The 23477-nt window shown below is 69.8% G+C and carries 20 protein-coding genes; 7 read left to right on the forward strand and 13 right to left on the reverse strand.

Going from position 1 to position 23477, the window contains the following annotated elements; all coding sequences use genetic code 11:
- The first annotated feature begins 169 nt into the window (after positions 1-169).
- The gene (locus tag E1161_RS18335) at positions 170-1294 is read left to right on the forward strand and encodes an NDMA-dependent alcohol dehydrogenase (protein ID WP_132624875.1); all 1125 of its coding nucleotides are present in this window, start codon (positions 170-172) and stop codon (positions 1292-1294) included.
- 19 nt (positions 1295-1313) lie between these two features.
- On the forward strand, positions 1314-2753 hold the full coding sequence (locus E1161_RS18340) for an aldehyde dehydrogenase family protein (protein ID WP_132624877.1): 1440 nt from the start codon (positions 1314-1316) through the stop codon (positions 2751-2753).
- Positions 2754-2771: 18 nt separating this feature from the next.
- Here the strand turns inward: E1161_RS18340 and E1161_RS18345 are convergent, their stop codons facing one another.
- The 5 genes from E1161_RS18345 to E1161_RS18365 all read right to left on the reverse strand — a co-directional run bounded on the left by E1161_RS18345 (position 2772) and on the right by E1161_RS18365 (position 8792).
- Positions 2772-3695 (reverse strand): AraC-like ligand-binding domain-containing protein, encoded by a 924-nt coding sequence (locus tag E1161_RS18345; protein ID WP_132624879.1) that lies wholly within the window; start codon positions 3693-3695, stop codon positions 2772-2774.
- Positions 3696-4428: 733 nt separating this feature from the next.
- On the reverse strand, positions 4429-5451 hold the full coding sequence (locus E1161_RS18350; protein ID WP_132624881.1) for a Gfo/Idh/MocA family protein: 1023 nt from the start codon (positions 5449-5451) through the stop codon (positions 4429-4431).
- Between the two features lie 23 nt (positions 5452-5474).
- Positions 5475-6341 (reverse strand): sugar phosphate isomerase/epimerase family protein, encoded by an 867-nt coding sequence (locus E1161_RS18355; RefSeq protein WP_132624883.1) that lies wholly within the window; start codon positions 6339-6341, stop codon positions 5475-5477.
- A 23-nt stretch (positions 6342-6364) separates the two neighbouring features.
- Positions 6365-7780 (reverse strand): sugar porter family MFS transporter, encoded by a 1416-nt coding sequence (locus tag E1161_RS18360; protein WP_132624885.1) that lies wholly within the window; start codon positions 7778-7780, stop codon positions 6365-6367.
- Positions 7781-7841: 61 nt separating this feature from the next.
- Positions 7842-8792: a TIM barrel protein gene (locus E1161_RS18365; RefSeq protein WP_132624887.1), complete on the reverse strand. Its 951-nt coding sequence runs from the start codon at positions 8790-8792 to the stop codon at positions 7842-7844.
- A 180-nt stretch (positions 8793-8972) separates the two neighbouring features.
- Between E1161_RS18365 and E1161_RS18370 the strand changes: the two genes are divergently transcribed.
- The gene (locus E1161_RS18370; protein ID WP_235875136.1) at positions 8973-10004 is read left to right on the forward strand and encodes a LacI family DNA-binding transcriptional regulator; all 1032 of its coding nucleotides are present in this window, start codon (positions 8973-8975) and stop codon (positions 10002-10004) included.
- Positions 10005-10205: 201 nt separating this feature from the next.
- Here E1161_RS18370 and E1161_RS18375 read toward each other — a convergent pair whose 3' ends face one another.
- From E1161_RS18375 to iolC, 5 genes are read right to left on the reverse strand one after another with little or no spacing between them, the layout of a single operon-like run.
- Complete coding sequence (locus E1161_RS18375; protein ID WP_132624889.1) at positions 10206-11699, reverse strand: CoA-acylating methylmalonate-semialdehyde dehydrogenase; 1494 nt, start codon at positions 11697-11699, stop codon at positions 10206-10208.
- Positions 11700-11708: 9 nt separating this feature from the next.
- Complete coding sequence (gene iolD / locus E1161_RS18380; RefSeq protein ID WP_132624891.1) at positions 11709-13571, reverse strand: 3D-(3,5/4)-trihydroxycyclohexane-1,2-dione acylhydrolase (decyclizing); 1863 nt, start codon at positions 13569-13571, stop codon at positions 11709-11711.
- A complete protein-coding gene (iolB, locus tag E1161_RS18385; RefSeq protein ID WP_132624893.1) occupies positions 13568-14461 on the reverse strand; it encodes a 5-deoxy-glucuronate isomerase in 894 nt (297 codons plus the stop codon). The genes iolD and iolB overlap by 4 nt, the downstream gene beginning before the upstream one ends.
- Entirely contained in the window at positions 14458-15384 is a 927-nt protein-coding gene (locus E1161_RS18390) for a Cgl0159 family (beta/alpha)8-fold protein (RefSeq protein WP_165939859.1), read from the reverse strand. The genes iolB and E1161_RS18390 overlap by 4 nt, the downstream gene beginning before the upstream one ends.
- The gene (gene iolC / locus E1161_RS18395; RefSeq protein ID WP_132624895.1) at positions 15381-16340 is read right to left on the reverse strand and encodes a 5-dehydro-2-deoxygluconokinase; all 960 of its coding nucleotides are present in this window, start codon (positions 16338-16340) and stop codon (positions 15381-15383) included. Before iolC ends, E1161_RS18390 begins: the two co-directional genes overlap by 4 nt.
- Before the next feature lie 144 nt (positions 16341-16484).
- On the opposite strand from iolC, the gene E1161_RS18400 reads away from it, so the two are divergent.
- The 3 genes from E1161_RS18400 to allB all read left to right on the forward strand — a co-directional run bounded on the left by E1161_RS18400 (position 16485) and on the right by allB (position 19488).
- Positions 16485-17264 (forward strand): GntR family transcriptional regulator, encoded by a 780-nt coding sequence (locus tag E1161_RS18400; protein ID WP_328591285.1) that lies wholly within the window; start codon positions 16485-16487, stop codon positions 17262-17264.
- A gap of 84 nt (positions 17265-17348) precedes the next feature.
- On the forward strand, positions 17349-18002 hold the full coding sequence (locus E1161_RS18405) for a GntR family transcriptional regulator (RefSeq protein WP_165939860.1): 654 nt from the start codon (positions 17349-17351) through the stop codon (positions 18000-18002).
- Positions 18003-18123: 121 nt separating this feature from the next.
- Entirely contained in the window at positions 18124-19488 is a 1365-nt protein-coding gene (gene allB, locus E1161_RS18410; protein ID WP_408011997.1) for an allantoinase AllB, read from the forward strand.
- Positions 19489-19629: 141 nt separating this feature from the next.
- Here the strand turns inward: allB and E1161_RS18415 are convergent, their stop codons facing one another.
- Both E1161_RS18415 and E1161_RS18420 read right to left on the reverse strand, forming a co-directional pair.
- On the reverse strand, positions 19630-20349 hold the full coding sequence (locus E1161_RS18415; RefSeq protein ID WP_132624899.1) for an aspartate/glutamate racemase family protein: 720 nt from the start codon (positions 20347-20349) through the stop codon (positions 19630-19632).
- A gap of 37 nt (positions 20350-20386) precedes the next feature.
- Positions 20387-21868 carry an NCS1 family nucleobase:cation symporter-1 gene (locus E1161_RS18420; protein WP_207920293.1) on the reverse strand — a complete coding sequence of 494 codons (1482 nt, stop codon included), beginning with the start codon at positions 21866-21868 and terminating at the stop codon, positions 20387-20389.
- A 276-nt stretch (positions 21869-22144) separates the two neighbouring features.
- Here E1161_RS18420 and E1161_RS18425 point away from each other — a divergent pair, with 276 nt between their 5' ends.
- On the forward strand, positions 22145-22966 hold the full coding sequence (locus E1161_RS18425) for a bifunctional allantoicase/(S)-ureidoglycine aminohydrolase (protein ID WP_132624903.1): 822 nt from the start codon (positions 22145-22147) through the stop codon (positions 22964-22966).
- On the opposite strand, the gene E1161_RS18430 is transcribed toward E1161_RS18425, so the two are convergent.
- Positions 22959-23303: a nuclear transport factor 2 family protein gene (locus tag E1161_RS18430; protein WP_132624905.1), complete on the reverse strand. Its 345-nt coding sequence runs from the start codon at positions 23301-23303 to the stop codon at positions 22959-22961. The two genes, E1161_RS18425 and E1161_RS18430, sit on opposite strands and share 8 nt — an antisense overlap.
- Positions 23304-23477 lie beyond the last annotated feature (174 nt).

Below are 23477 nucleotides of genomic sequence, written 5' to 3' on the forward strand. Positions count from 1 at the left end.
GGCGGGCACCGCAGCAATCGCCCTGACGATGCGGTGTTCGCCCCGGCGATCGCGTTGGGAGGCGGCGCCGGCCGTGCACGGATTGGCGAGGGGGTGTGCGCGGATTGGTGATCCGGTGGGCTGTTCAGGCGGTTGTACTGGGCTCGACGACGGAGTCACGGAGGTATCAATGCCGATCACCACCCGCACAGCCATCATCCGCCAGGTGCCCGGGACCTACGAGACCGTCGAGGTCGAGCTCGACGATCCGAGGCAGGGCGAGGTGACCGTCAAGCTGGCCGCGTCGGGGTTGTGCCACTCCGACGACCACGTCGCCACCGGTGACGTGCCGGTCGGCGTCCACCCCTACGCGGGCGGGCACGAGGGCGCCGGGGTCGTGACCGCTGTCGGGCCGAACACCCCCGCTTTCGAGGTCGGCGACCACGTCGTGTTCTCCTTCCTGCCTGCTTGCGGCAGGTGCGAGTTCTGCGCGCGCGGCCTGTCGAACCTCTGCGACCTGGGCGCATCGCTGCTCACCGGTGCGCGAGCCGACGATCCGTCGAGCTTCCGGATGCACCTCGACGGCGAGCCGGTCGGTCAGCAGTGCGGCATCTCGACGTTCAGCGAGCACACCACGGTGTCGATCGACTCCGTGGTGAAGATCGACAAGAGCATCCCGCTCCGCTCCGCCGCGCTGGTCGGCTGCGGCGTGCCCACCGGCTGGGGTTCAGCGGTGAGGTCGGCGGACGTGCAGCCCGGCGACACCGTGATCGTGATGGGCATCGGCGGCATCGGGGTCAACGCGCTGCAGGGCGCGGCGCACGCCGGAGCGACGACGATCATCGCCGTGGACCCGGTCGCCGCCAAGGAGGACTGGGCCAAGCAGTTCGGTGCCACCCACTTCTTCACCGGCATCGACGAGGCCGCGGAGCACGCGCGGTCGGTCACCAACGGCCAGGGCGCCGACGCCACGATCATCACGATCGGCGTCGTGCGGGGAGACCACATCGGCGAGGCGCTGGCCTCGATCCGGAAGGCGGGCACGGTCGTGGTGACCGGGCTGGGCGACATCACCGCCGTCGGTGCGCCCATCGCGCTCGGCGACCTGACGCTGATGCAGAAGCGGCTGCAGGGATCGCTGTTCGGCGAGTCCAACCCGCGCCGCGACATCCCGAACCTGCTGCGCATGTACCAGGACGGCCGGCTCAAGCTCGACGAACTCGTGACCAAGACCTATGCGCTCGACCAGGTCGCCGAGGCCTACGAGGACATGCACGCGGGCCGGAACCTGCGCGGCGTCGTCGTCTTCGACTGAGATCTCCGAGGAGTTCCCCTTGCGCACTGACATGTACATCAACGGGAAGTGGACCGGTGGCGGAGGCACCACGTTCCCGACGCACAACCCGGCCAACGGTGAGATCATCGCCGAGCTGCCGGAGGCGACCGCGTCCGATGTGGACACAGCGGTGGAGTCGGCGCGGGCGGCGTTCGGGTCGCCGGAGTGGGCCGGGTTGCTGCCCTCCCAGCGGGCTCGGCTGCTGTTCAAGGCCGCTGACCTGCTCGAAGAGCGGGCCGCCGAGTTCGCCCGGTTGGAGACCACCGACCAGGGCCAGCCGCTGGCGATCAGCGCCGGGTTCTCCGTGCCCAACGCCGTGGAGCACCTGCGGTACTACGCGGGCTGGACCACCAAGATCACCGGTGTCACCACTCCCCTGTCGGTTCCCGACGTCGACCACCGCACCCGGCGTGAGCCGCTGGGCGTGTGCGGGCTGATCACCCCGTGGAACTTCCCGCTGATGATCCTGGTCTGGAAGCTCGCCCCGGCCCTGGCCACCGGCAACGCAGTGGTCGTCAAACCCGCGGAGCAGACCCCGCTGACCGCACTGCTGCTGGCGGAAGTCCTGGATCAGGCCGGGTTTCCGCCGGGCGTGGTCAACGTCGTCACCGGCGGCCCGGAGGCGGGCAAGGCGCTGGTGCGTCACCCCGGGGTCGCCAAGATCTCCTTCACCGGATCCACAGCTGTCGGCCGCGAGATCGGCGCGGAGGCCGGTCGCGCGCTGAAGAAGGTGTCGCTGGAGCTGGGTGGCAAGGCGCCGAGCATCATCGCCGCCGACGCCGACATCGACGCGGTCATCGAGGGCAACCTGATGTCCGGCCTGCTCAACTCGGGTCAGGTGTGCGCGGCCGCGACCCGGTTCTACGTCGACAGCAGCCGCGCCGACGAGTTCGCGGAGAAGATGGCCGGCGCGGCCGGTTCCATGCAGCTGGGGCCGGGGCTCGACGAGTCGACGCAGCTGGGACCGGTGGCGTCGCTGGAGCAGCTGGAGCAGATCGTGCGCTACGTGGACATCGGCAAGTCCGAGGGCGCCCAGCTGCTCACCGGTGGCAGCCGCGCCGAGGGGCACCTGGCCGACGGCTACTTCTTCCAGCCGACGGTGTTCGGCGGGGTCAGCCAGGACATGCGGATCGCCCGCGAGGAGATCTTCGGGCCGGTGCTCACCGTGCTGCCCTACGACGATCCCGAGGAGCTCGCGCCGCGCGCCAACGACACCGAGTACGGGCTGGCCGCCTACGTCTGGAGCCGCGACATCGGCACCGCGAACCGTCTCGCGCACCAGGTCAAGGCGGGCACGGTGTGGATCAACATGCCGCCGCTGCTGGACGCGGGAGCCCCGTGGGGCGGGATGAAGTCCTCGGGTTCCGGCCGGGAGATGGGCTGGGACGCGATCGAGGCCTTCACCGAGGTCAAGAGCATCTGGACCAACCTGGCGTGAGGGGGTGCCCGGCGGGCGCTACCGCGTCGTCCGCCGGATCTCCGCTGCGGTCAGCCCGAACTCGGCCTTGAGCGCACGACTGAGGTGGGTGGCGTCCAGGACGCCCCAGCGGGCGGCGATCGCGGCGGCGGTGCGGTCGGCCAGCCCCGGGTCGGCGAGGTCGCGGCGGATGCGTTCCAACCGCTGCCGGCGGATCCACGCCGATAGCGTCATCGACCGCCCGGCGAACAGCTTGTGCAGGTAGCGCACGGAAACGTGGTGCGCGCGCGCTACGGATCCCACCGTGAGACCCGGTTCGCCGAGGCGGGCGAGGCAGTGCGCCAGCACCCGGTCGGCGAAGTCCTCGCCGGGTTCCGGGCGCAGTTCGGCGAGCTCGGAGATGACCATCGACACCAGCGCGTCGGTGAGGTGCCTGCCCGCGTCCCCGCTGAAATCGGAGCTGTCCTCGCCGAGCACCTCGGTCATGGTGCGGAAGAACCCGCCGACCACCCGCTGCACACCGCGCGAGGTGGGCACCGCGACGGCGCTGCGCGTGGCGAGCGTGTCGACGTGACCGCCGAGCCGCGACTTCGGGACGGCGACCACGGTGATGTCGTAGGGGTCGGGGAAGTTCAGCTGGTAGGGCCGGTCGGTGTCGTAGTTGACCAGGTCGCCGGGCGTGAGCACGCAGCGCCGACCGTCCTGCTCGACCTCGCCCCGGCCCGCGGTGAGCATGGTGACCTTCACCAGCTCGCGGTCGCGCGAGCCGATCAGTCGGGGCGTGCGCCGCACCTGGCAGGGCGCGCACTTGATGCGGGCGACCGCCACGTCACCCGCGGAGGTGGCGCGCAACGAGCTCCGGAACGGTCCCGGCCGCAACGGCCGGATGCGCAACGGGGCGAAGATCGTCGAGGCGGAGGCCTCGAACGATTCGATTTCCTCGTCCAAGCTGACCGACGCCATTGTCCGTCCTCACCGATCGTTCAGTAGCGGCAAACCCTACGTTCCGACCAGCACCGATCGCAACGGTCGTTCCCGATCGCGGCTGTAGGGGCGGCAGTCGGGAGAACTCGCGCGATCGGGGAACGGATCACCGGAGCAATCCGTCACCCCCGTTCACATCGTCGGTGTTCGCTGAGGTGCAGGTCTGCTGCGCTGAGGGTCAGGTGCCCGCCCCGACGGCGGGGCTGGTCGGCGGTCCACACCACGGGTCTGTGCAGCCGGGGCACGGCGTCGTGCGGCCGTTGCCACTGCTCGGGACCGATCCCAACGTCGGCCGGTGCTGGAGCCCGTTCCCGGCCGTGACGACCTAGGGGCGATCGACGATGGCCGCAGCTTCGGAGCGGTCTCGGGAGCAGGTGGTGCTCGGTTTCCTGGGGCGGTTCGCCACCGGCGTCGCCGTGGTGCGCGCGCAACGCGAGGTGTCACCGACGGTGCCACTGCCGCGCTCGCCGCGCGCCTCGACCACCAGCACGTCTCCGGGCTCCAACGAGTCGAAGGTGCGCTTTGCGCCTCGTACCCGCCGCCGTGGCCGCGGAACAGCCCTCACGCGGGTGCGAGAAGCAGCCTGCGGACCCCTAGCTGCCGGGCTTGAGGTGACCTCTCGCCTGGACGCGATGACCGGACCTCAGTGGGAACCACGTTCGGTCCCGCTGAGATCCGGTCGGCCACGGGCGGGTTCGGAGTCGTGGACGGGTCAGGGGATGTAGAAGTCGGGGCGTTCGGCGAGGTCGACCTCCGCTCTGGTGCCGGTGGCTTGGGCCTGCACGCCTGCTTCGCAGGCCGCGGCCGCGGCGTAGCCGTCCCACGCGGTGGCGGCGGCCGGATCGGCGTGGCCTCGGTGGGCGGCATCGGCCCAGCGCTGGAACTCCCGGTCGAAGGCGGCACCGAACCGGTCCCGGAAGTCGTCGCTGATCGAGCCGCCCCAGTTGCCGGAGCGGTGCACCAGTGGGCCGCCGTCGGCGCCGATGAGTGCGGTGCCCCGCTCGCCGACGGCCTCGCAGCGGACCTGGTAACCGAAACCGCAGTTGACGAAGATCTCCACGTCGACCAGTGCGCCGCTGGTGGTTTCGATGGTGACCAGCTGCGGGTCCAGCAGCCCGTCCGGGGCCGCCGAACTCGACTTCGGGGCGCGGACGGTGACCGCCGCGATCTCGCTGCCGAGCAACCAGCGTGCGGTGTCGAACTCGTGCACCACCGAGTCGTAGATCATCATCTCGCTGGTGAAGCCGGGCGGCGTCGCGGCGTTGCGGTGCACGCAGTGCAGCATCAGCGGAGCTCCCAGCTCACCGGCGTCGAGCAGGCGTTTGAGCTCGCCGTACTCGGCGTCGAAGCGGCGCATGAACCCGACCTGCAACAAGTGCTCGCCACGCGCCTCCTCGGCCTCGACCACCCGCAACGAGGACTTCGCGTCCGGTGTCAGCGGTTTCTCGCACAGCACCGGCACACCGCGCTCGAGGGCCGCGAGCAGCAGCGGCTCGTGCACGGCACCCGGTGAGGCGATCACCAGGGCGTCCACGTCGGAGTCGTCGATCACTTCGAAGGCGTCGGCCGTGGCGCGGGCGCCGGAGCTGCCCGCGACCTGCTGCGCCCGGTCGAGGTCAGGATCGGCGACCGCGGCCAGCCGCGCACCGCTGATGCGCTCGTGGATCCGCAGCGCGTGATCGGCGCCCATCTTGCCCGCGCCGACGAGCCCGACGCGAAGTTGCTGTCCCTGCACGGAATATCCCTTCCTCTGGTGGCTCAGCGCTTGAGCTCACGGGTGATCCGGTCGAGCATGAACTTCGACGACTCCACAGCGCGGTCCTCCCACGCGAACACGCACGCGGTGGCGATGCCGTCGAAGTTCATCTCGCGGAGGGTCGAGAAGAACGCGTCCCAGTCGACCTCGCCCTGGTCGATGTCCAGGTGCTGGTGGATGCGCGCGGGCGTGCCGGGCGGGTTGAGGATGTAGCGCAGCCCGGAGGACGCCTTGTGGTTGAAGGTGTCGGCGATGTGCACGTGGGTGAGCTTGTCACCGGCGTAGCGCAGCATCGCGGGGATGTCCGCGCCGGTGTCCTGCCCGGAGAGGTGGAAGGTGTGCGGCGCGCAGTACAGGTAGTTGACCCAGGGCTTGTTGATGGCGCGCACCAGGTCGACCGCAGGGGTGTTGACCTCGCAGAAGTCGTCGGGGTGTGCCTCCAGGTTCAGCGCGATGCCCTCGCGCTCGAACAGCGGCAGGAGCTCCTCCATCGACCGCCAGAACGCGGCCTCGCTCTCGGAGGCACGCTCGGGGCGGCCGTTGAACTCGGAGTTCATCTGGGTGCAGCCGAGTTCGGCGGTCACCTCGATCATGCGCTTCCAGTAGCGCACCGCCGCCTGACGTTCGGTCTCGTCCGGACCTGACCAGCGGTACAGCGGTAGCACGCTGGCCAGCTGCACCCCGGTTTCGCGCAGCGCGGACCCCAATTCGGCAACCCGTTCGTCGTCGGCGCGCGGGTGCGCGAAGAAGGGCATGAAGTCGTCGCGCGGGGACAGCTCGATGTGCTCGTACCCGATGTCGGCGACCGTGCGCACCATCTCCCGGATGGGGAGCGTGCGGAACATGTGCGGATCGATGGCGATCTTCATGGACGTTCCTCAGCGGAGCAGGGTCAGGAGTAGCGGACGTGCAACTCGGTTTCGAGGGTTTCCAGGGACTTCCCGCGGGTTTCCGGCACGAACTTGGCCACGAACGCGATGGCCAGCACCCCGACCGCGACGAACACCAAGAACGTGGTGGCGATGCCCAGCGCGTCGACCATGATCGGGAACGTCAGCCCCACGGTGAAGTTCGCCGCCCACAAGGTGAGGCTGGCCAGTCCGAAGGCGAAACCGCGCATCCGCAGCGGGAAGATCTCCGAGAGCATCAGCCACGTGACCGGCGAGGTCGCTCCCTGCTGGAACGCCAGGAACGTGACGGTCAACGCCAGCACCAGGACGCCGCGCAGCATGCCTTCGGGCACCGTCATCGACACCAGCGCGACCAGTAGCAGCGCGGTGGCCGTGCCGACCTGGCCGATCAGCAGCATCGGTCTGCGATTGACCCGGCCCAGCAGGTAGATGCCGACGAAGGTGGCCAGCACCGAGATGACGCCGTTGGCGATGTTGGCGACGATGGCCCCGTTCGCCGAGAAGCCCGAGCTCTTCAGGATCTGCGTGCCGTAGTACATGATCGTGTTCACGCCGCTGACCTGCTGCACCACGGCGATGCCGATGCCGACCACCAGCAGCCGCCGCACCCACGGCACCTTCAGGTCGGCCCATCCCCCGGCCCGCTGCCGGTGGTCCTGCTCGGCCAGCCGCTGGACCTCGGCGAGCTCGGATTCCGCGCGCTGGGCGGTGCGGACCTGCCGCAGCACCTCCAGCGCTTCCCCGATCCTTCCCCGGGAGGCCAACCAGCGCGGGCTCTCCGGCATCACCAGCATCCCGAACCACAGCACCACGGCGGGCAGCGACGCGATGACCAGCATGTACCGCCAGACGTGCGCGGATTCGCCGAGCGCTCCGGCGATCGCGGCGTTGAAGGTGAACGCCGCGAGCTGGCCGCTGACGATCATCAGCTCGTTCTGCGTGACCAGCCGGCCCCGGCGTTCCGCGGGCGACACTTCGGCGAGGTAGGTCGGCACGGTCACCGAGGCACCGCCGACGGCCAAGCCGAGCACGAAGCGGGCGATGACCATGAACGTGGCGCTGGGAGCGAAGGTGCAGGCCAGAGCGCCGCCGAGGAAGATCCAGGCTAGCCAGAGGATGATGCGCCGTCTGCCTCGCGCATCGGCGAGCCTGCCGGCGACGAAGGCGCCGATCGCCGCGCCGAACAGCAGCGAGCTGGTCACCAGGCCTTCGGTGAGCGGCGTCAGCCCCAGGTCGGCCTGCATGTACGGCAGTGCGCCGTTGATGACGCCGGTGTCGTAGCCGAAAAGCAGGCCGCCGAAGGTCGCCACGACGGTGATGACCTTCAACCTGCGGGACTGGGCACCGGTTCTCGGTTCGGCTGCGGGAGCGGGCACATCGCTGTGCACTTCGGACATGTGAACGGTCTCCTTCGTGGAGCGCCCCGGGCGGGCGCGCTGCGATCCCCAGGGGTGGTGGTCACCGGGCCTGAGGGCGCCGGATTCCGCTCAGACCGCATCCGCCGAGGTATTCCCGGGTGCGCACGGCGATGGGCATCGGCACGTCCGGTGCGCACGGGTAGAGGTCCTGCTCGACGATCACGAACAGCCCTGCGTCCAAGGTGGACAGTTCGCGCACGATCTCCCCCGGGTCGGGCACGCCGGCCGGTGGTTCGACGCACACGCCGCGCTTGACCGCCTCGCCGAACGACAGGTCCTCGGCGGAGACCTGCGCGAGCACGGCGGGGTCCATCTGCTTGATGTGCACGTAGCCGATCCGCTCGGCGAAACGCCGGATCAGGTCGATGTTGTCGCCACCGCCGTAGGCCACGTGCCCGGTGTCCAGGCAGAGGTTGGCGTAGCGGGAGTCGGTGGCGTCGAGGAAGCGCTCGATCTCCGGCTGGGTCTGGACGTGGCTGTCCGCGTGCGGGTGCAGGCACAGCCGGACGTCGTGCTCTTCCAGCAGGATCTTGCCGAGCTCGTTGGCGGCAGACCCGAGCGCACGCCACTGGTCGGCGCTGAGCTGCGGGGATTCGGTGAACGCGCCCGTCTTCTCGTCGCGGAACATCGGCGGGATGAACACCAGGTGGTGCGCGCCGACGGCGGCTGTCAACTCGGCCACCTCGCTGACCTCGGCGAGCATCCGCTCCCACTCCTCCGGCCGGTGCAGCGCGCCGAAGGTGGTGCCGCCGGAGACCTGCAGGCCCCGCGAACCGACCTCGTCTGCGAGCCGCTGCGGATCCAGGGGCAGGTAGCCGGGCGGTCCGAGCTCCAGCCAGCGGTAGCCGGCTTCGACGAGTTCGTCGAGGAAGCGGGTGTAGGGCACCTGGTGCTCGTCCTCGGGGAACCACACCCCCCAGGAGTCGGGGGCGGAGCCCAGGCAGAGGTTCCCCGCCACTGCGCGCGGCGTGGTCTCGGACGTCGCTGTCATCGAACCCTCCTCGGTCCGGCGTGGGAGCCGGTGCTTCTCGATCGCCGGAATCGGCGAGAGGTCGGTCCGAGCGCGCCGACTAGCGCGCTCTAGTCCCGAACACTATGTTGGCGGTCACATCAATATGTCAAGACGTTCTAGCAAACTCGTCCCACCCTCGAATGCGGCAGGATCGGCGGCGTGATCGACGACACCACACGACCTGGCGGCGGCAACGGCCGTCGGCCGACCATGACCGATGTCGCCCGCGCCGCAGGGGTTTCCCGCGCGCTGGTCTCGCTGGTGTTCCGCAACAAGCCGGGCGCGGGCGAGGAGACCAGGCAGCGGGTGCTGCAGGCAGCGGACCGGCTCGGCTACCGCCCGGATACCGCGGCGCGGATGCTGGCCAGCCACCGCAGTCGCACGCTAGGCGTGATGCTCACCGTGCACCAGCCCTTCCAGGCCGACCTCGTCGAGGCGATCTACCCGGAGGCCGAACGACTCGGCTACGACGTCCTGCTGTCTGCCACCGCGCCGTCGCGCGACGAGGCGAAAGCCGTGGAAGCGCTGCTCAGCCACCGCTGCGAGGCGCTGATCCTGCTCGGTCCGCGCGCTGCGGCCGACTCGCTCGACGAGCTGGGGAGCAGGGCCGTGGTCACGGCGATCAACGCGCGCGAGGACGCCACCCGGCTCGACAACGTGCGCACCGCCGACGAGGCGGGTGTCGGCCAGGCCGTGGACCACCTCCTCGCACTCGGTCACCGCGACATCGTGCACGTCGACGGCGGCGACGAGCCCGGATCGGCCGCACGGCGCGAGGCCTACCGGAGAGCGATGGACGCCCGCGGTCTCGGTGTGCGCGCGCGGGTGCTCCCGGGCGCGCACACCGAGCAGGCCGGGCAGGACGCCGTCCGCCGACTGCTCGACGAGGCCGAGCTGCCGACTGCCGTGCTGGCGAGCAACGACCGGTGCGCGCTCGGACTGCTGCGCGCGTGCGCGCTCGCCGGCGTCGACGTTCCCGAGGAGATCTCCATCGTCGGCTACGACGACAGCCACGTCTCGCACCTGGCACCGGTCGCCCTCACCACGATCCGCCAGGACGCCGAGGAGATGGCCAGGCACGCCGTGCGCCTGGCCGTCGAACGCCTGGAGGACCACTCGCGCACCCCGCAACAGGTGGTGCTGGACCCCAAACTCGTCTCCCGGGGGAGCACCGCCCCTCCGCCGCGTTGAGTCCCCGGGGCCGTCTGGGAGCCGAGCCGTGATCCGGGGGGAACCACCAGCGCGCCGCACCGCCGCGAGCTCTCGGACGTTCTCCGGCAGGACAGGCGCGAAGCGCCACGTGTCGGCCACACCAGTCGCGGATCCCGGAGCCAGCGGACGTCAGGTCTCGCCACCTGCACCGCTGCGCAAAGACGCGTGCGGACCGGGTCTTCAGCTGTTGCTGGGGAACCCGAGGTCGATGCCGCCGTCGCTGGGGTCCGGCCAGCGAGTGGTGATGACCTTGCCCCGGGTGTAGAAGCGCACGCCGTCGTTGCCGTAGATGTGGTGGTCGCCGAACAACGAGTCCTTCCAGCCGCCGAAGGAGTGGTAGCCCACCGGCACTGGGATCGGCACGTTGACGCCGACCATGCCGGCTCGCACCTCCAACTGGAAGCGCCGGGCCGCTCCGCCGTCGCGGGTGAAGATGGCGGTGCCGTTGCCCCACTGGGAGCGGTTGATCAGCGCCAGCGCCTCCTGGTAGTCCTCCGCGCGCACGACGGCCAGGACCGGCCCGAAGATCTCGTCGGCGTAGACGTCCATCTCCGGGGTGACCCCGTCGACGAGGCTGACTCCGGTGAAGAACCCGCCCTCGTGGCCTTCGACGACCAGCCCGGTCCCGTCCACGACGACCTCGGCGCCCTGCTCGCGCGCCCGCGGCACGTAGGAGGCGACCTTGTCGCGGTGCTCGGCGGTGATCAGCGGGCCCATCTCGGAGGCCGGGTCGTCGCCCGGTCCGATGGTCAGCGCGCGGGCGCGCTCGGCGATCTTGCCGACGAGCTCGTCGCCGATCGGGTCGACCGCCACGACCACCGACACCGCCATGCAGCGCTCACCCGCGCTGCCGTACGCGGCCGACACCGCCGCGTCGGCGGCCTGGTCGAGGTCTGCGTCGGGGAGCACGAGCATGTGGTTCTTCGCGCCGCCCAGCGCCTGCACCCGCTTGCCGTGCGCGCCCGCCGTGTCGTGGACGTGCTTGGCGATCGGAGTGGACCCGACGAAGCTGACCGCGTCGACGTCGGGATGCTCCAGCAACCGGTCCACGGCGGTCTTGTCGCCGTGCACGAGGTTGAGCACGCCGTCGGGAACACCCGCCTCGTGGGCCAGTTCGACCAGCCGCAGCGTCGCCGACGGGTCCTTCTCGCTGGGCTTGAGCACGAACGTGTTACCGCATGCCAGAGCGACCGGGAACATCCACATCGGAACCATGGCCGGGAAGTTGAACGGGGTGATGCCCGCGACGACGCCGACCGGCTGGCGGATCGACTCCACGTCCACGCGGGTCGAGACCTGGGTGGAGGTCTCGCCCTTGAGCAGCTGCGGGATGCCGCAGGCCAGCTCGACGATCTCCAAGCCGCGCGCGATCTCACCGAGCGCGTCGGAGTGCACCTTGCCGTGCTCGGCGGTGATCAGCTCCGCGATCTCGTCGCGGTGGGCGTTGACCAACTCCCGGTAGTTAAACATCACCTGAGTGCGCTTGGACAGTGATGCGGCGCCCCAGGACTCGAACGCCTTGACGGCCGCCGAGACCGCGGTGTCCACTTCAGACTCCGAAGCGAACGGGACCTCTCCGGTCTCCTCGCCGGTGGCCGGGTTGGTGATCGTGCCGTGGCGGCCGGAGGTGCCGTCGGCGTGCTTTCCATCGATGAAGTGCTGAACGGTCTTCACTGCTTCCTCTCACAGGTGGTATCGGCGCGCTGCTACCTGGTCCTCGTAGCGCTTGCGGGCCTCGCGGGTCGATTCGCGGGTGGCGGTCTCGGCAACAGGGACGTCCCACCAAGCTTCGGGTGGCAACTGCGCCTTGCCGGAATCGGTTTCGACGTAGACCGCCGTCGGGCGGGGGGACTCACGGGCGTCGCGGAGGGCTTGGCGCAGCCCGTCGTTGGTTTCGGCGCGCAGCACGCGCATGCCCAGGCTCGCGGCGTTGGCGGCGAGGTCCACCGGCAGCGGTTCGCCGGTGAAGGTGCCCTCGTCGGTGCGGTACCGGTAGGCGGTGCCGAAGCGCTCGCCGCCCACCTTCTCCGAGAGGCCACCGATGGAGGCGTAGCCGTGGTTCTGCACGAGCACCAGGTTGATCTTGATGCCTTCTTGCACGGCGGTGACCAGCTCGGTCGGCATCATCAGGTAGGTGCCGTCGCCCACCAGCGCGAACACCTCCCGCGTGGGGTCGGCCAGGCGGGCACCGATCGCGGCCGGGATCTCGTATCCCATGCAGGAGTAGCCGTATTCGACGTGGTACTGCTGAGGGTCCTTCGCGCGCCACAGCTTGTTGAGGTCCTCCGGCAGCGAACCCGCCGCGTTGATGACCACGTCCCGCTCCCCGAGGACCTCGTCGAGAGCCCCGATGACCTCGGCCTGGCCCGGGCGTTCGTCACCGGCTCCGCGGGTGACCGAGTCGACGACCTCGGCCCAGCGCTGAGCCCCCGACCTGGCCCGCTGTGCGTGGTCCTCGGCGACGCGGTGTCCGGACAGGGCCTGCGAGAACTGCCGCAAGGTGGTGCGCGCATCGCCGATGACCGGGCTGGCGGCCTGCTTGTGCGCGTCGATCGAGGTGATGTTGACGTTGACGAACCGCACGTCCCGGTTCGCGAACAACGTGCGGGAGGCCGTGGTGAAGTCCGAGTAGCGGGTGCCGACACCGATGATCAGGTCGGCCTCGCGGGCGAGGTCGTCGGACACCTCGGTGCCGGTGTGCCCGATCGAGCCCATCGCGCACGGGTGGTCGTGGCGCAGCGAACCGCGCCCTGCCTGCGTCTCCGCCACCGGGATGCCGGTGCGCTCGGCGAGCTCGGACAGTGCCCGCTCGGCGCCGCTGTGGTGCACTCCCCCACCGGCGATGATCAGCGGTCGGCGCGCGCCCCGGATCGCCTCGACGGCGTCCGACACCGACTCCGGGTCGGCGACCGGGCGATGCACCCTCCACACCCGCTCGGCGAAGAACTCCTCCGGCCAGTCGAACGCCTCGGCCTGCACGTCCTGCGGCAGCGCCAGGGTCACCGCACCGGTTTCCACCGGGTCGGTGAGCACCCGCATCGCCTCCAGCGCGGAGGGCATCAGCGCCTCGGGCCGCCAGATGCGGTCGAAGTAGCGCGACACCGGACGCAGGCAGTCGTTGACCGAGACATCGCGCGCGTGCGGTACTTCCAACTGTTGCAGCACCGGATCGGCCGGGCGGGTGGCGAAGACGTCGCCGGGCAGCAGCAGCACCGGCAGGTGGTTGATGGTCGCCAGCGCAGCACCGGTGACCAAGTTCGTCGCGCCCGGACCGATCGAGGTCGTGACCGCGTAGGTCGACATCCGGTTGCGCTGCCGGGCGAAACCGACGGCCGCGTGCACCATCGACTGCTCGTTGCGCCCCTGCAAGTAGGGCATCCGGTCGCCGGATTCCAGCAACGCCTGGCCGATTCCGGCGACGTTGCCGTGCCCGAAGATTCCCCAGCAGCCCTCGACCAACCGCTGCCGCGCGCCGTCGCGCTCGGTGTGCTGGTTGGCCAGGAACAGCACCAGCGCCTGCGCGACGGTGAGCCTGCGCATCGTCATCGTCCCTCCACTTCGGACGGATCCTGGTAGAACGGCAGCCGGGCGTCGACCGGCTGGTCCTCCCAGGTGCCGCGCACCCACGCGTGCGCGGGGTCGTCGCAGATCAGCCAGGCGCGATCCGGCGAGGGACCGGCCATGACGTTGAGGTAGTACATGTCGTAACCGGGCACCGCCATCGACGGGCCGTGCCAGCCGTCCGGGATCAGCACCACGTCCCCGCTGCGCACCTCGGCGAGCACGTCCGTGGCGCTGTGCGCGCCAGACGGGTAGACGCGCTGGTAGCCGACGCCGGGAGTGCCGTGGGAGTCGGCGATCTCGAAGTAGTAGATCTCCTCCAGCCTCGACTCGCCGTCGCGGTCCTCGTCGTGCTTGTGCGGCGGGAACGACGACCAGTTGCCCGCCGGGGTCAGCACCTCCACCGCGATCAGCCGGTCCGCCTCGAAGACGTGCGCCGCGCCGAAGTTGTTGACCTGGCGGCTGGCCTGCCCGGCACCCCGCAACTCCACGGGGACGTCGGAGGCCGGACCGTAGCGCGCGGGCAGCCGGTTCTCGCAGCGCGCGCCGGTCAGCGCGAACCGCCCGCCGGTGCTGCTGGTGACCCGCGCCGAAGCGTCCCTGGGAACGTAGGCGAAGTCGGTGACCCCGTCGAACACGCTCGCCCGCCCGGCCAGCTCGAACGTCTCGCCGTCGCAGGACACAGCGCAGGAACCGCTGAGCGGCAGCACGATCCACTCGCTGTCCCCGGTGTCGAACGCGCGCGACTCACCGGCCGACAGCTCCAGCACCCGCAGCGAGCAATAGCCCCAGCCCGCCGTTGCCGGGTCGACGAAGGCGCGGTAGCCGTCGTGCTCCGACCCCCCGTCGGGGAGGTGAAGACCATTGCTCCTCAACGCTCGTTCCCCTCCTGCAGCAGGGCGGCCGCGGCGTCGACCGCGCCCGCGACGTCGTCGTCGTGCGGGTACAGCAGGCTCCTGCCCACCACCAGACCGCGCACGTTGGGCAGTTGCAGCGCCTTGTGCCACCGCTCCTGGGTGGCCGCCGGGTCGTCGGGCACCTCACCACCCAGCAGCACCGTCGGCAGCGTGGTGGCCTCCAGCGCCCGGCCGATCTGGTCGAGCTCGTCGACCACGGGCACCTTCAGCCAGGTGTAGGCCGAGGTGCCGCCCAGCCCGGAGGCGATCGCGATCGACCGCGCCACCGCCTCGGCCGAGATGTCGTTGCGCACCTTGCCCTCCACCCGCCGGGACAGGAAGGGCTCGACCATCGCGATCAGCCCGCGCTCGGCGAGCTCGTTGATGGCGTTGGCCGCGCCCTGCATGGTGTTCAGCGATCCGAGGTCATCGAGGTCCAGCCGCAGCAGCAGCTTCCCGGCGTCGAAGCGCATCCGGTGCAGGTCCTCGGCGCGGTGGCCGGTGAAGCGGTCGTCGAGCTCGAACGACGAGCCCGCCAGACCGCCTCGGTTCATCGAACCGATGACGACCTTGTTCTCGAGCGCCCCGAGCAGCAGCAGGTCCTCCAGCACGTCGGCGGTGCCCAGCACCCCGTCCACGCCCGGACGTTGCAGCGCGGTGCACAGCCGGTCCAGCAGGTCCGCGCGGTTGACCATCGCCAGCGGATTCCCGCCCGCCGCCAGCGCACCGCGCGCTGGGTGGTCGGCGGCAACGATCATCATGCGGCCCGACTCGCCCAGCAGCGGCCGCCTCGCGCGCAGCGCGGCGGCCTCGGCGATGGCCTCGGGACGCGTCGCGCGCGCTTCGATCAGTTCGGTGATGCTCAACGGTGACACCCGGATCTCACTTTCCGCCGCACTCATGCGCTCAGCGCCGATTCCTTGGACAGCGCTTCCTCGACCTCGTGCGCGTAGGGCATGGCCGAGGAGCACGCGAGACGGCCGGCGACCAGCGCTCCGGCCGCGTTCGCGAAGCGCATGGTCCGCTCCAGCGGCCAGTCCTGCAGCAGCCCGTGGCAGAGCGCGCCGCCGAAGGCGTCGCCGGCTCCCAGGCCGTTGACGACCTCGACCGGGACCGGTGCCGCCACCGTCCTCTCCTCGCGCGTGCGCGCGAGGACCCCGTTCGGGCCCTGCTTGACCACGGCCAGCTCCACCCCGAGCTCCAGCAGCCGTTCGGCGGCCTCCTCCGGTTCGCGGGAGCCGACGGCGGTCTCGACCTCGTCGAGGTTGCCGACCGCGACCGTGACGTGCGCGAGCGCTTCCCGGTACCAGCGACCGGCTTCGCCCTTGTCGTTCCAGAACATCGGCCGCCAGTCCAGGTCGAAGACCGTGGTGCCGCGCTTGGCCCGGTGGCGCAGCGCCGCGAGCGTCGCCGAGCGGCTGGGCTCCTCGGCCAGACCGGTGCCGGTCATCCAGAAGATGCGGGCGTCAGCGATGGCCTGCATGTCCAGCTCGTCGTCGTGGATTTCCAGGTCAGGGGCTTTGGGCAGGCGGTAGAAGTACAGCGGGAAGTCGTCCGGCGGGAACAGCTCGCAGAAGGTGACCGGGGTCGGGTACTGCTCGACGGAGCTCACCCACCGGTCGTCGACGTCGAAGCCGCGCAGCGCCTGGTGGACGTACTCGCCGAACGGATCGGCCCCGGTCCGGCTGATGACCGCGCTGCGGTGGCCGAGGCGTGCCGCGGCCACCGCCACGTTGGTCGCGGTGCCGCCGAGGTACTTGCCGAACGACTCCACCTGCGGCAGCGGAACACCGGTCTGCAGCGGGTAGATGTCGACCCCGATCCGGCCCATCGTGATCACATCGAACCGATCGCTCATCGCAGAAGCCCTCCATCAGGACGCGGCCACTCGCGGCGGCCGGAGCACGGACGTCCCTTGTCTACGTGTGCGCCACGACGCTGTCAAGACTTTGTCCGTACATATGGACTTATTTACGTCGTGTGTTCTTGCTATCGTGTCGGTGTGACCGCCGTGCGACACCGACCTCAGGAACCGAGGTGGGATCCAGCCAGGCAGATCTCGGTCGACCACCGCAGCCCCGTCCCGCTGTACTTCCAGGTGGCGAGCCAGATCGAGGAGGCCATCACCTCCGGAGCGCTGCCCGTCGGCGCGCGCCTCGACAACGAGATCGAGCTGGCGGGCAACCTCGGGCTGTCCCGACCCACCATCCGGCAGGCGATCGGCTCGCTGGTCGACAAGGGACTCGTGGTGCGCAAGCGCGGTGCGGGCACGCAAGTCGTGTTCAACCACGTCAAGCGCTCGCTGGAGCTGAGCAGCCTGCACGACGACCTCAGCGGCATCGACCAGCAGCCCTCGACCCGCGTGCTGGTCAACGAGATCTGCCATCCGCCCGAGGAGGCCGCCCGCGCGCTCGGACTGTCCGAACAGGACGAAGTCCTGCACCTGGAGCGAGTCCGCAGCGCGCGCGGCGAGCCGATCGCCCGGATGCGCAACTACCTCCCGGCCGCGCTGATCAAGCCCAGCGACGAGGACCTGGCAGAACGCGGCCTCTACCAGCTCCTGCGCGCCGCGGGCGTCCAGCTGCACGCCGCCCAGCAGACCATCGGCGCCCGCACCGCCACCGACGAGGAAGCCGACCTGCTCGACGAGCCGCCGGGAGCCGCCCTGCTGACCGCGCAGCGCATCACCCACGACCACACCGGCACCATCGTCGAGTACGGCACGCACGTCTACCGCGCCTCCCGCTACACCTTCGACCTCACCCTCCGCGGCAACACCTGACCCGCGAGACCTGCCAGCGCTGCGAACGCACTAACGTGCTGGGCGTGATGAACGCTCGCCGAAGCCGTGATTCGTGAGGTTGCCGTGACCGAAGTACCCCAGGGGGAACCGCGCGTTCCGCTGCGCGATCAGGTCCACGACGAGTTGCAGGCTCGGATCAGCGACGGGCGGCTGCGTCCCGGAGACCGGATCTTCGAGCAGGAACTGGCCATCGAGTTCGGCATCTCCCGCGTTCCGGTGCGGGAGGCGATCCGGATGCTGCAGAGCGCGGGCATGGTCGAGGTGCGGCCGCGCCGGCGCGGCGTTTTCGTCCGCAGCCTCGACCGGCAGCAGCTCGAAGAGCTCTTCGACGTGCGCGAAGCGCTCGAAGCGCTGGCCGCGCGGCTCGCCGCCGAACGCAGCGACTCCGCCGACGTGCAACGGCTGGGAGAGCTGGCCACCCGCGCCCGCGAGGCGCTGGACTCCTTCGACACCGACGCGATGTCGGAGGCCAACACGGAGTTCCACGACAAGCTGGTGGCGGTCTCCCGCAACGAGCTGCTGGCATCGATGCTCGAACCGCTGCACGGCCGACTGGCCGCCCTGTTCCGGCTGAACCTGGAGCCGGAGCGGGTCTGCGCCGAGCACGCGGAGCTCTACGCCGCCATTGCCGCCGGTGACGCCGAGCGGGCGTCGGAGATCGCCCGCGAGCACGTGCGCGCGAGCCGCGCGATGGTGCTGGAGCGCATGGTGCGCTGAATCCGCGCTGACCTCTCTTGACTGGCGGAACCAGCTGGCCATAGTTTACGTATACGTACAAATATACTTTCGTATCGCGAAACTCGATCCCTCGTGATCGATGTTCGAGGGAGGTGCCGCGTTGGTCCGCTCAACAACGCCGTTCGACCTGGTCTTCCGGGCGCAGCGACTCATCGGGCCGCAAGGGGGGACGTCCGGCAGCGTCGGCATCCGGGACGGCCGCATCGCGGCCGTCGAACCGCTCGACGCCGAGCTCCAAGCCACCCGGATCGTCGAGCTCGCCGACGACGAGGTGCTGCTTCCCGGGCTCGTAGACACCCACGTGCACGTCAACGACCCCGGCCGCACCGAGTGGGAGGGCTTCGAGACCGCCACCCGCGCGGCCGCCGCCGGCGGGGTCACCACCATCGTCGACATGCCGCTCAACAGCCTCCCACCGACGGTCGACACCGACGCGCTGGAAATCAAGCGCAAGACCGCGCGCGACAAGGCCCACGTCGACATCGGCTTCTGGGGCGGCGCGATCCCCGGCAAGCTCGACGAACTGCGCGGCCTGCACGAGGCCGGCGTGTTCGGCTTCAAGTGCTTCCTGCTGCACTCCGGCGTCGACGAGTTCCCGCCGCTGGACTCCGCCCAGCTCGACACCGCGTTGCGCGAGCTGGCCGGTTTCGACGCGATGATGATCGTGCACGCCGAGGACTCCGACGCGATCGACGAGGCTCCGACCCCGCACGGCGAGGACTACGGCGACTTCCTCGCCTCCCGCCCCAAGGGCGCGGAGAACGTCGCGATCGCCCAGGTCATCGAGCTGGCCCGGCGCATCGGAGCCCGCGTGCACATCCTGCACCTGGCCTCGTCGGACGCCTTGCCGCTGATCGCCTCCGCCCGCGCCGAGGGAGTGCGGGTGACCGTCGAGACCTGCCCGCACTACCTGAGCTTCACCGCCGAGGAAATCCCCGACGGCGCCACCCAGTTCAAGTGCTGCCCGCCCATCCGCGAGGCCGCCAACCGCGAACTGCTGTGGAAGGCCCTCGCCGACGGCACCATCGACTGCATCGTCAGCGACCACTCCCCCTGCACGCCGGATCTCAAGCGCTTCGACACCGGCGACTTCGGTGTCGCGTGGGGCGGGGTCTCCAGCCTGCAGCTGGGCCTGTCGGCCATCTGGACCCAGGCGCGCCAGCGCGGGTACGACCTGTCCGACGTGGTGACCTGGATGGCGCGCAAGCCGGCCGAGCTCGCCGGGATGCGCAGCAAGGGCTCGATCGCCGTGGGCAACGACGCCGACCTGTGCGTGTTCGCGCCGGACGACGCGTTCGTCGTCGACGTCGCCAAGCTCGAGCACCGCAACCCGGTTTCCGCCTACCACGGCCGCCCGCTGGCCGGGGTCGTGCGCGAAACCTGGTTGCGCGGAACCCAGATCGCCGGTGACGGCGCGGACACCTCGCAGCTGCACGGGAAGCTGCTCACCCGCGGCGAGGTCTGAGCCGCTAGCAGTTCTGGTTCGAACCGACCCCGGCACGAGCGACATCGATCCCGGGCGGTTCGGACCAGAACCAACCCAACGCAAAGACAGGAGCCGGGCCGCCACATCGGGGGCCCGGCTCCTCCACGTGGTGTCACGCCATCACGCTGGCGGCCAGTTCGTCATCTCCTTGGGGCGCGGCGGAGCGTAGGTGCGCACCTTCGAGGTCGTCAGGCCGAGCCGGACGAGGGACTCGGCGATAGTCACCGCCGCCGTCACGCCGTCGATCACCGGCACGCCGGTGCGATCCACGACCCGCTCGGCGAGTCCCGACATGCCGCCGCAGCCCAGGCAGATCGCTTCCGCCCGGTCGTCGCGCACCGCGCTGACCGCCTGCTCCACGATGGCCTCCACGGCCGCCTGCGGATCGCGTTCCAGGTCCAGCACCGCCAGCCCGCTCGCGCGCACCGACGCGCAGCGGGCGCTGAGACCTGCCGTGTGCAAACGGTCCTCGATCAGCGGCACCGTGCGGTCCAGGCTGGTCACGACCGAGTAGCTGCGGCCCACGAACTGAGCCGTGCTCGCCGCCGCCTCGGTGATGTCCACGACCGGGACGTCGAGGAGCTCCTGCAGCCCCTCGCGGCCGTGCTCGCCGTACCCGGCCTGGATGACCGCGTCGAACGGTTCCGGGTAGGCCCGCACGGCCTCCATCACGGCGATGGCCGCGAGGTAGCTCTCGTAGTTGCCCTCCACCGACTCCGCCCCGAAGGACGGCGTCAGCGGGACGATCTCGGTCCCGGGCGAGGCGACCGAGGCGGCCTGCTCACCGATCGAATCGGTGATGGACTTGGTCGTGTTGACGTTCACGACGAGAATGCGCATGAATCCGACTTTCTCCGAAAACCCTTGGTCCGCGGTCTCATTCCGCGGCGACGGCGATGGTCTCCCCGTCCACGTCCCGAGCGTCCGGTTTGCCGTCGGCGATGACCGCGTAGATGATCGCGCCGAGGATCGCGCCGATGAACCAGGAGAACCCGCCGACCGAGCTGAAGGCCGGCACCAGTGCCAGCACCACGGCGATCGCCGCGGCCGGGATGAACGCCCAGACCGCCTTGGGATTGTATCCGCGCGTGTAGTGGTACTCGCCGTCGCTGTCCTCGGTGTAGAGCTCGGGCACGTTCACCTTGGTCTTCCGGATCAGCCAGTAGTCGGCCATGATCACGCCGAACAGCGGGCCGAGCAGCGCGCCCAGACCAGCCAGGAAGTAGTTGACCACCACCGGGCTGTCGTAGAGGTTCCACGGCAGGATGACCAGGCCGATCACAGCGCTCACCACTCCCGCGCGGCGGAAGTTCAGCTGCTTCGGGAAGAGGTTGACCAGCACGTAGATCGGGGCGACGAAGTTGGCGAGCAGGTTGACCGCGATCGTCAGCACGATCAGCGCGAGCGAGGCCAGCGCGAGCAGGTAGGTGTCGGGGATCGTCTGCACGATGTCGGTCGGGCTGGTGATCACGCGCCCGTTGATCTTGAACTGCGCCCCGCTGAGGACGACCACGATGCCGGCGAAGAACAGCATGTTCACCGGGATGCCGACCAGGTTGCCCAGCACGATCGACTGGCGGCTCTTGGCGGATCGGGTGAAGTCGCAGAAGTTCAGCACGAACGTCCCGTAGATGACCACCCAGAGCGCGGCGCCCTGCAGGATCTGCAACCACATCGCCCCGCCGGTCAGCGGCTGGGCCGTGGACATCGAGATCGAGAAGTCCGCGCGGGAGAACATCCAGACCGCGAGGCCCAGCATGGTGATCAGCGTGGTCGGCGCGGCCACCGCCATGTACCTGCGGATGACGTGCATGCCGTAGCTGACGATGAGGACCTGCACCGCCCACAGCGCCAGGAAGGTGATCCAGCCGAGCAGCGAAAGACCCAGCACCGACTGGTCTTCCAGTGACTCCAGGCCCGGGAACACCGCGATCAGCAGTGCGTCGAGCACCGAGGAGGCGAGGTAGGTCTGGATGCCGAACCAGGCGATGGCCACGATCCCGCGCACGGCCGCCGGGATTTGCGCGCCCTTGGTGCCGAACGCGATCCGGCTCATCACCGGGAAGGGCACGCCCGCCTTGTGCCCCATGTAGCCCGACATGGTCAGCAGCAGGAACAGCAGCGCCGAAGCCAGCACGAACGCGGCCAGGATGCCCCAGACGTTGAGCCCCAGCGCGAACAGGCCGATCGCGAACGCGTAGTTGCCGAGGCTGTGCACGTCGTTGGCCCAGAGCGTGAAGACGTTGTAGGCACCCCAGCGGCGCCCCTCCTTCTTCGTGGGCGCCAGGTCGTAGCTGTACAGCCGCTCACTTGAGGCAGGCGGGATGTCCACATCGGATTGGTCGTTCGTGGCAGTCACTAGCCGCCTCCAAGCTCCACCTCGCCACTCTGCGAGGTGGGTCATTTCCGCGATGCGAAAGTATACGTGCGAGTTGGAGAAGACGGTAAGACGCGCGCACCCGTCCGTCAATACTGTCCAGCAACCGATCCCGATGTGATCTCGCCAGCGGACCCGAGGGCTTCCACTTCGAGTCGAGGTTGCCTATCCTGCTCCTCAGGCGCCCTTTTGTATACATGAATTTTGCAGGTCACGGGCGCCTGATAGGTCGGGTTTTCCCGTCGAGGAGGAGTCAGCTTGAACACGCCGTCGTACTTCGCGCCTGCCGGTGGTCTGCCGCCGCAGACCGATCTGCTCACCGACCGGGCGATCGTCACCGAGGCCTACACCGTGATCCCTCGCGGCGTGTTGCGCGACATCGTCACCAGCAACTTCCCCGGCTGGACCCGCACCCGCGCCTGGGTGCTCGCCAAGCCCGTCCAGGGCTTCGCCACCACCTTCGCCCAGTACCTCGTCGAGATCGCCCCCGAAGGCGGCAGCACCCACCCGGAGCCCGAATCCGGCGTCGAATCCGTCGTGTTCCTCATGACCGGCGAACTGGACCTGACCATCGCCGGCACCCGCCACCACCTCGAACCCGGCGGCTACGCCTACCTGCCCGCCGGAGCCGACTGGTCGGTCAGCAACCCGGGCGACTCCCCCGCGACGTTCTCCTGGGTGCGCAAGCCCTACGAGTTCGTCGACGGCATCTCCGCCCCCGAGCCGTTCGTGACCCGCGAGCAGGACATCGCGCCGACCCCGATGCCCGACACCAACGGCGCCTGGGCGACCACCCGCTTCGTCGACCCCGACGACCTCGCCCACGACATGCACGTCAACATCGTCACCTTCCAGCCCGGCGGCGTGATCCCCTTCGCCGAAACCCACGTCATGGAGCACGGCCTCTACGTCCTGGAGGGCAAGGCCGTGTACCGCCTCAACGGCGACTGGGTCGAAGTCCAGGAAGGCGACTTCATGTGGCTGCGGGCCTTCTGCCCCCAAGCCTGCTACGCGGGCGGGCCCGGCCCCTTCCGCTACCTGCTCTACAAGGACGTCAACCGCCAGATCCGCCTCACCTGACGGCGGTCCCCTGGTGGTGCAGCAGGAGCCACTCGCCCGCGCTGCGGACCCACACCGAGGTCCGCAGCGCTGACGCACCGCGGTAGCGGGTGGTGCAGGTCAGCAGGATCGCGTCGGGACCGAGCCGCGTGGGGCGGAAGTCCGACGCTTCGATCCGCTCGTCGTCACCGCTGCTCGCCTCCGTGGCCCGCACGATCGACTCCCGATCCCACACCACCCCGGAAGCCCCGAACTCCCGGAACTCCGGGTGCAGCAACGCCCGAACGGCCTCGGCATCCCCCCGAACCGCGGGCTCCTGCAACCGAAGCTCCCGCTCAACCACGACCTCGAACTCCACCCGGCACCCCTCCCCCGCTGATCCCGTCCAGATTACGGCGGTGATCCGACGGGAGCACCGCTTCACCGGGGTACCGGCGCGAAACGGGGTGAACCGTCGCGGTGGAGGTCCGGTCACGTGGTTGTGGGGGTGAAGGCTTCGGTGCGGGGTGTGCCGTCGTAGTGGGTGGTGGGG

Source organism: Saccharopolyspora aridisoli, from assembly GCF_004348445.1.
GTDB classification, from domain to species: Bacteria; Actinomycetota; Actinomycetes; order Mycobacteriales; family Pseudonocardiaceae; genus Saccharopolyspora; species Saccharopolyspora aridisoli.

Bases quoted from the DNA above. Each gene is read 5' to 3' on its own strand.
- E1161_RS18335 (WP_132624875.1), top strand. From the start codon at position 170: ATGCCGATCACCACCCGCACAGCCATCATCCGCCAGGTGCCCGGGACC.
- E1161_RS18345 (WP_132624879.1), bottom strand. From the start codon at position 3,695: ATGGCGTCGGTCAGCTTGGACGAGGAAATCGAATCGTTCGAGGCCTCC.
- E1161_RS18355 (WP_132624883.1), bottom strand. From the start codon at position 6,341: ATGAAGATCGCCATCGATCCGCACATGTTCCGCACGCTCCCCATCCGG.
- E1161_RS18360 (WP_132624885.1), bottom strand. From the start codon at position 7,780: ATGTCCGAAGTGCACAGCGATGTGCCCGCTCCCGCAGCCGAACCGAGA.
- E1161_RS18365 (WP_132624887.1), bottom strand. From the start codon at position 8,792: ATGACAGCGACGTCCGAGACCACGCCGCGCGCAGTGGCGGGGAACCTC.
- iolD (WP_132624891.1), bottom strand. From the start codon at position 13,571: ATGACGATGCGCAGGCTCACCGTCGCGCAGGCGCTGGTGCTGTTCCTG.
- E1161_RS18390 (WP_165939859.1), bottom strand. From the start codon at position 15,384: ATGAGTGCGGCGGAAAGTGAGATCCGGGTGTCACCGTTGAGCATCACC.
- iolC (WP_132624895.1), bottom strand. From the start codon at position 16,340: ATGAGCGATCGGTTCGATGTGATCACGATGGGCCGGATCGGGGTCGAC.
- E1161_RS18415 (WP_132624899.1), bottom strand. From the start codon at position 20,349: ATGCGCATTCTCGTCGTGAACGTCAACACGACCAAGTCCATCACCGAT.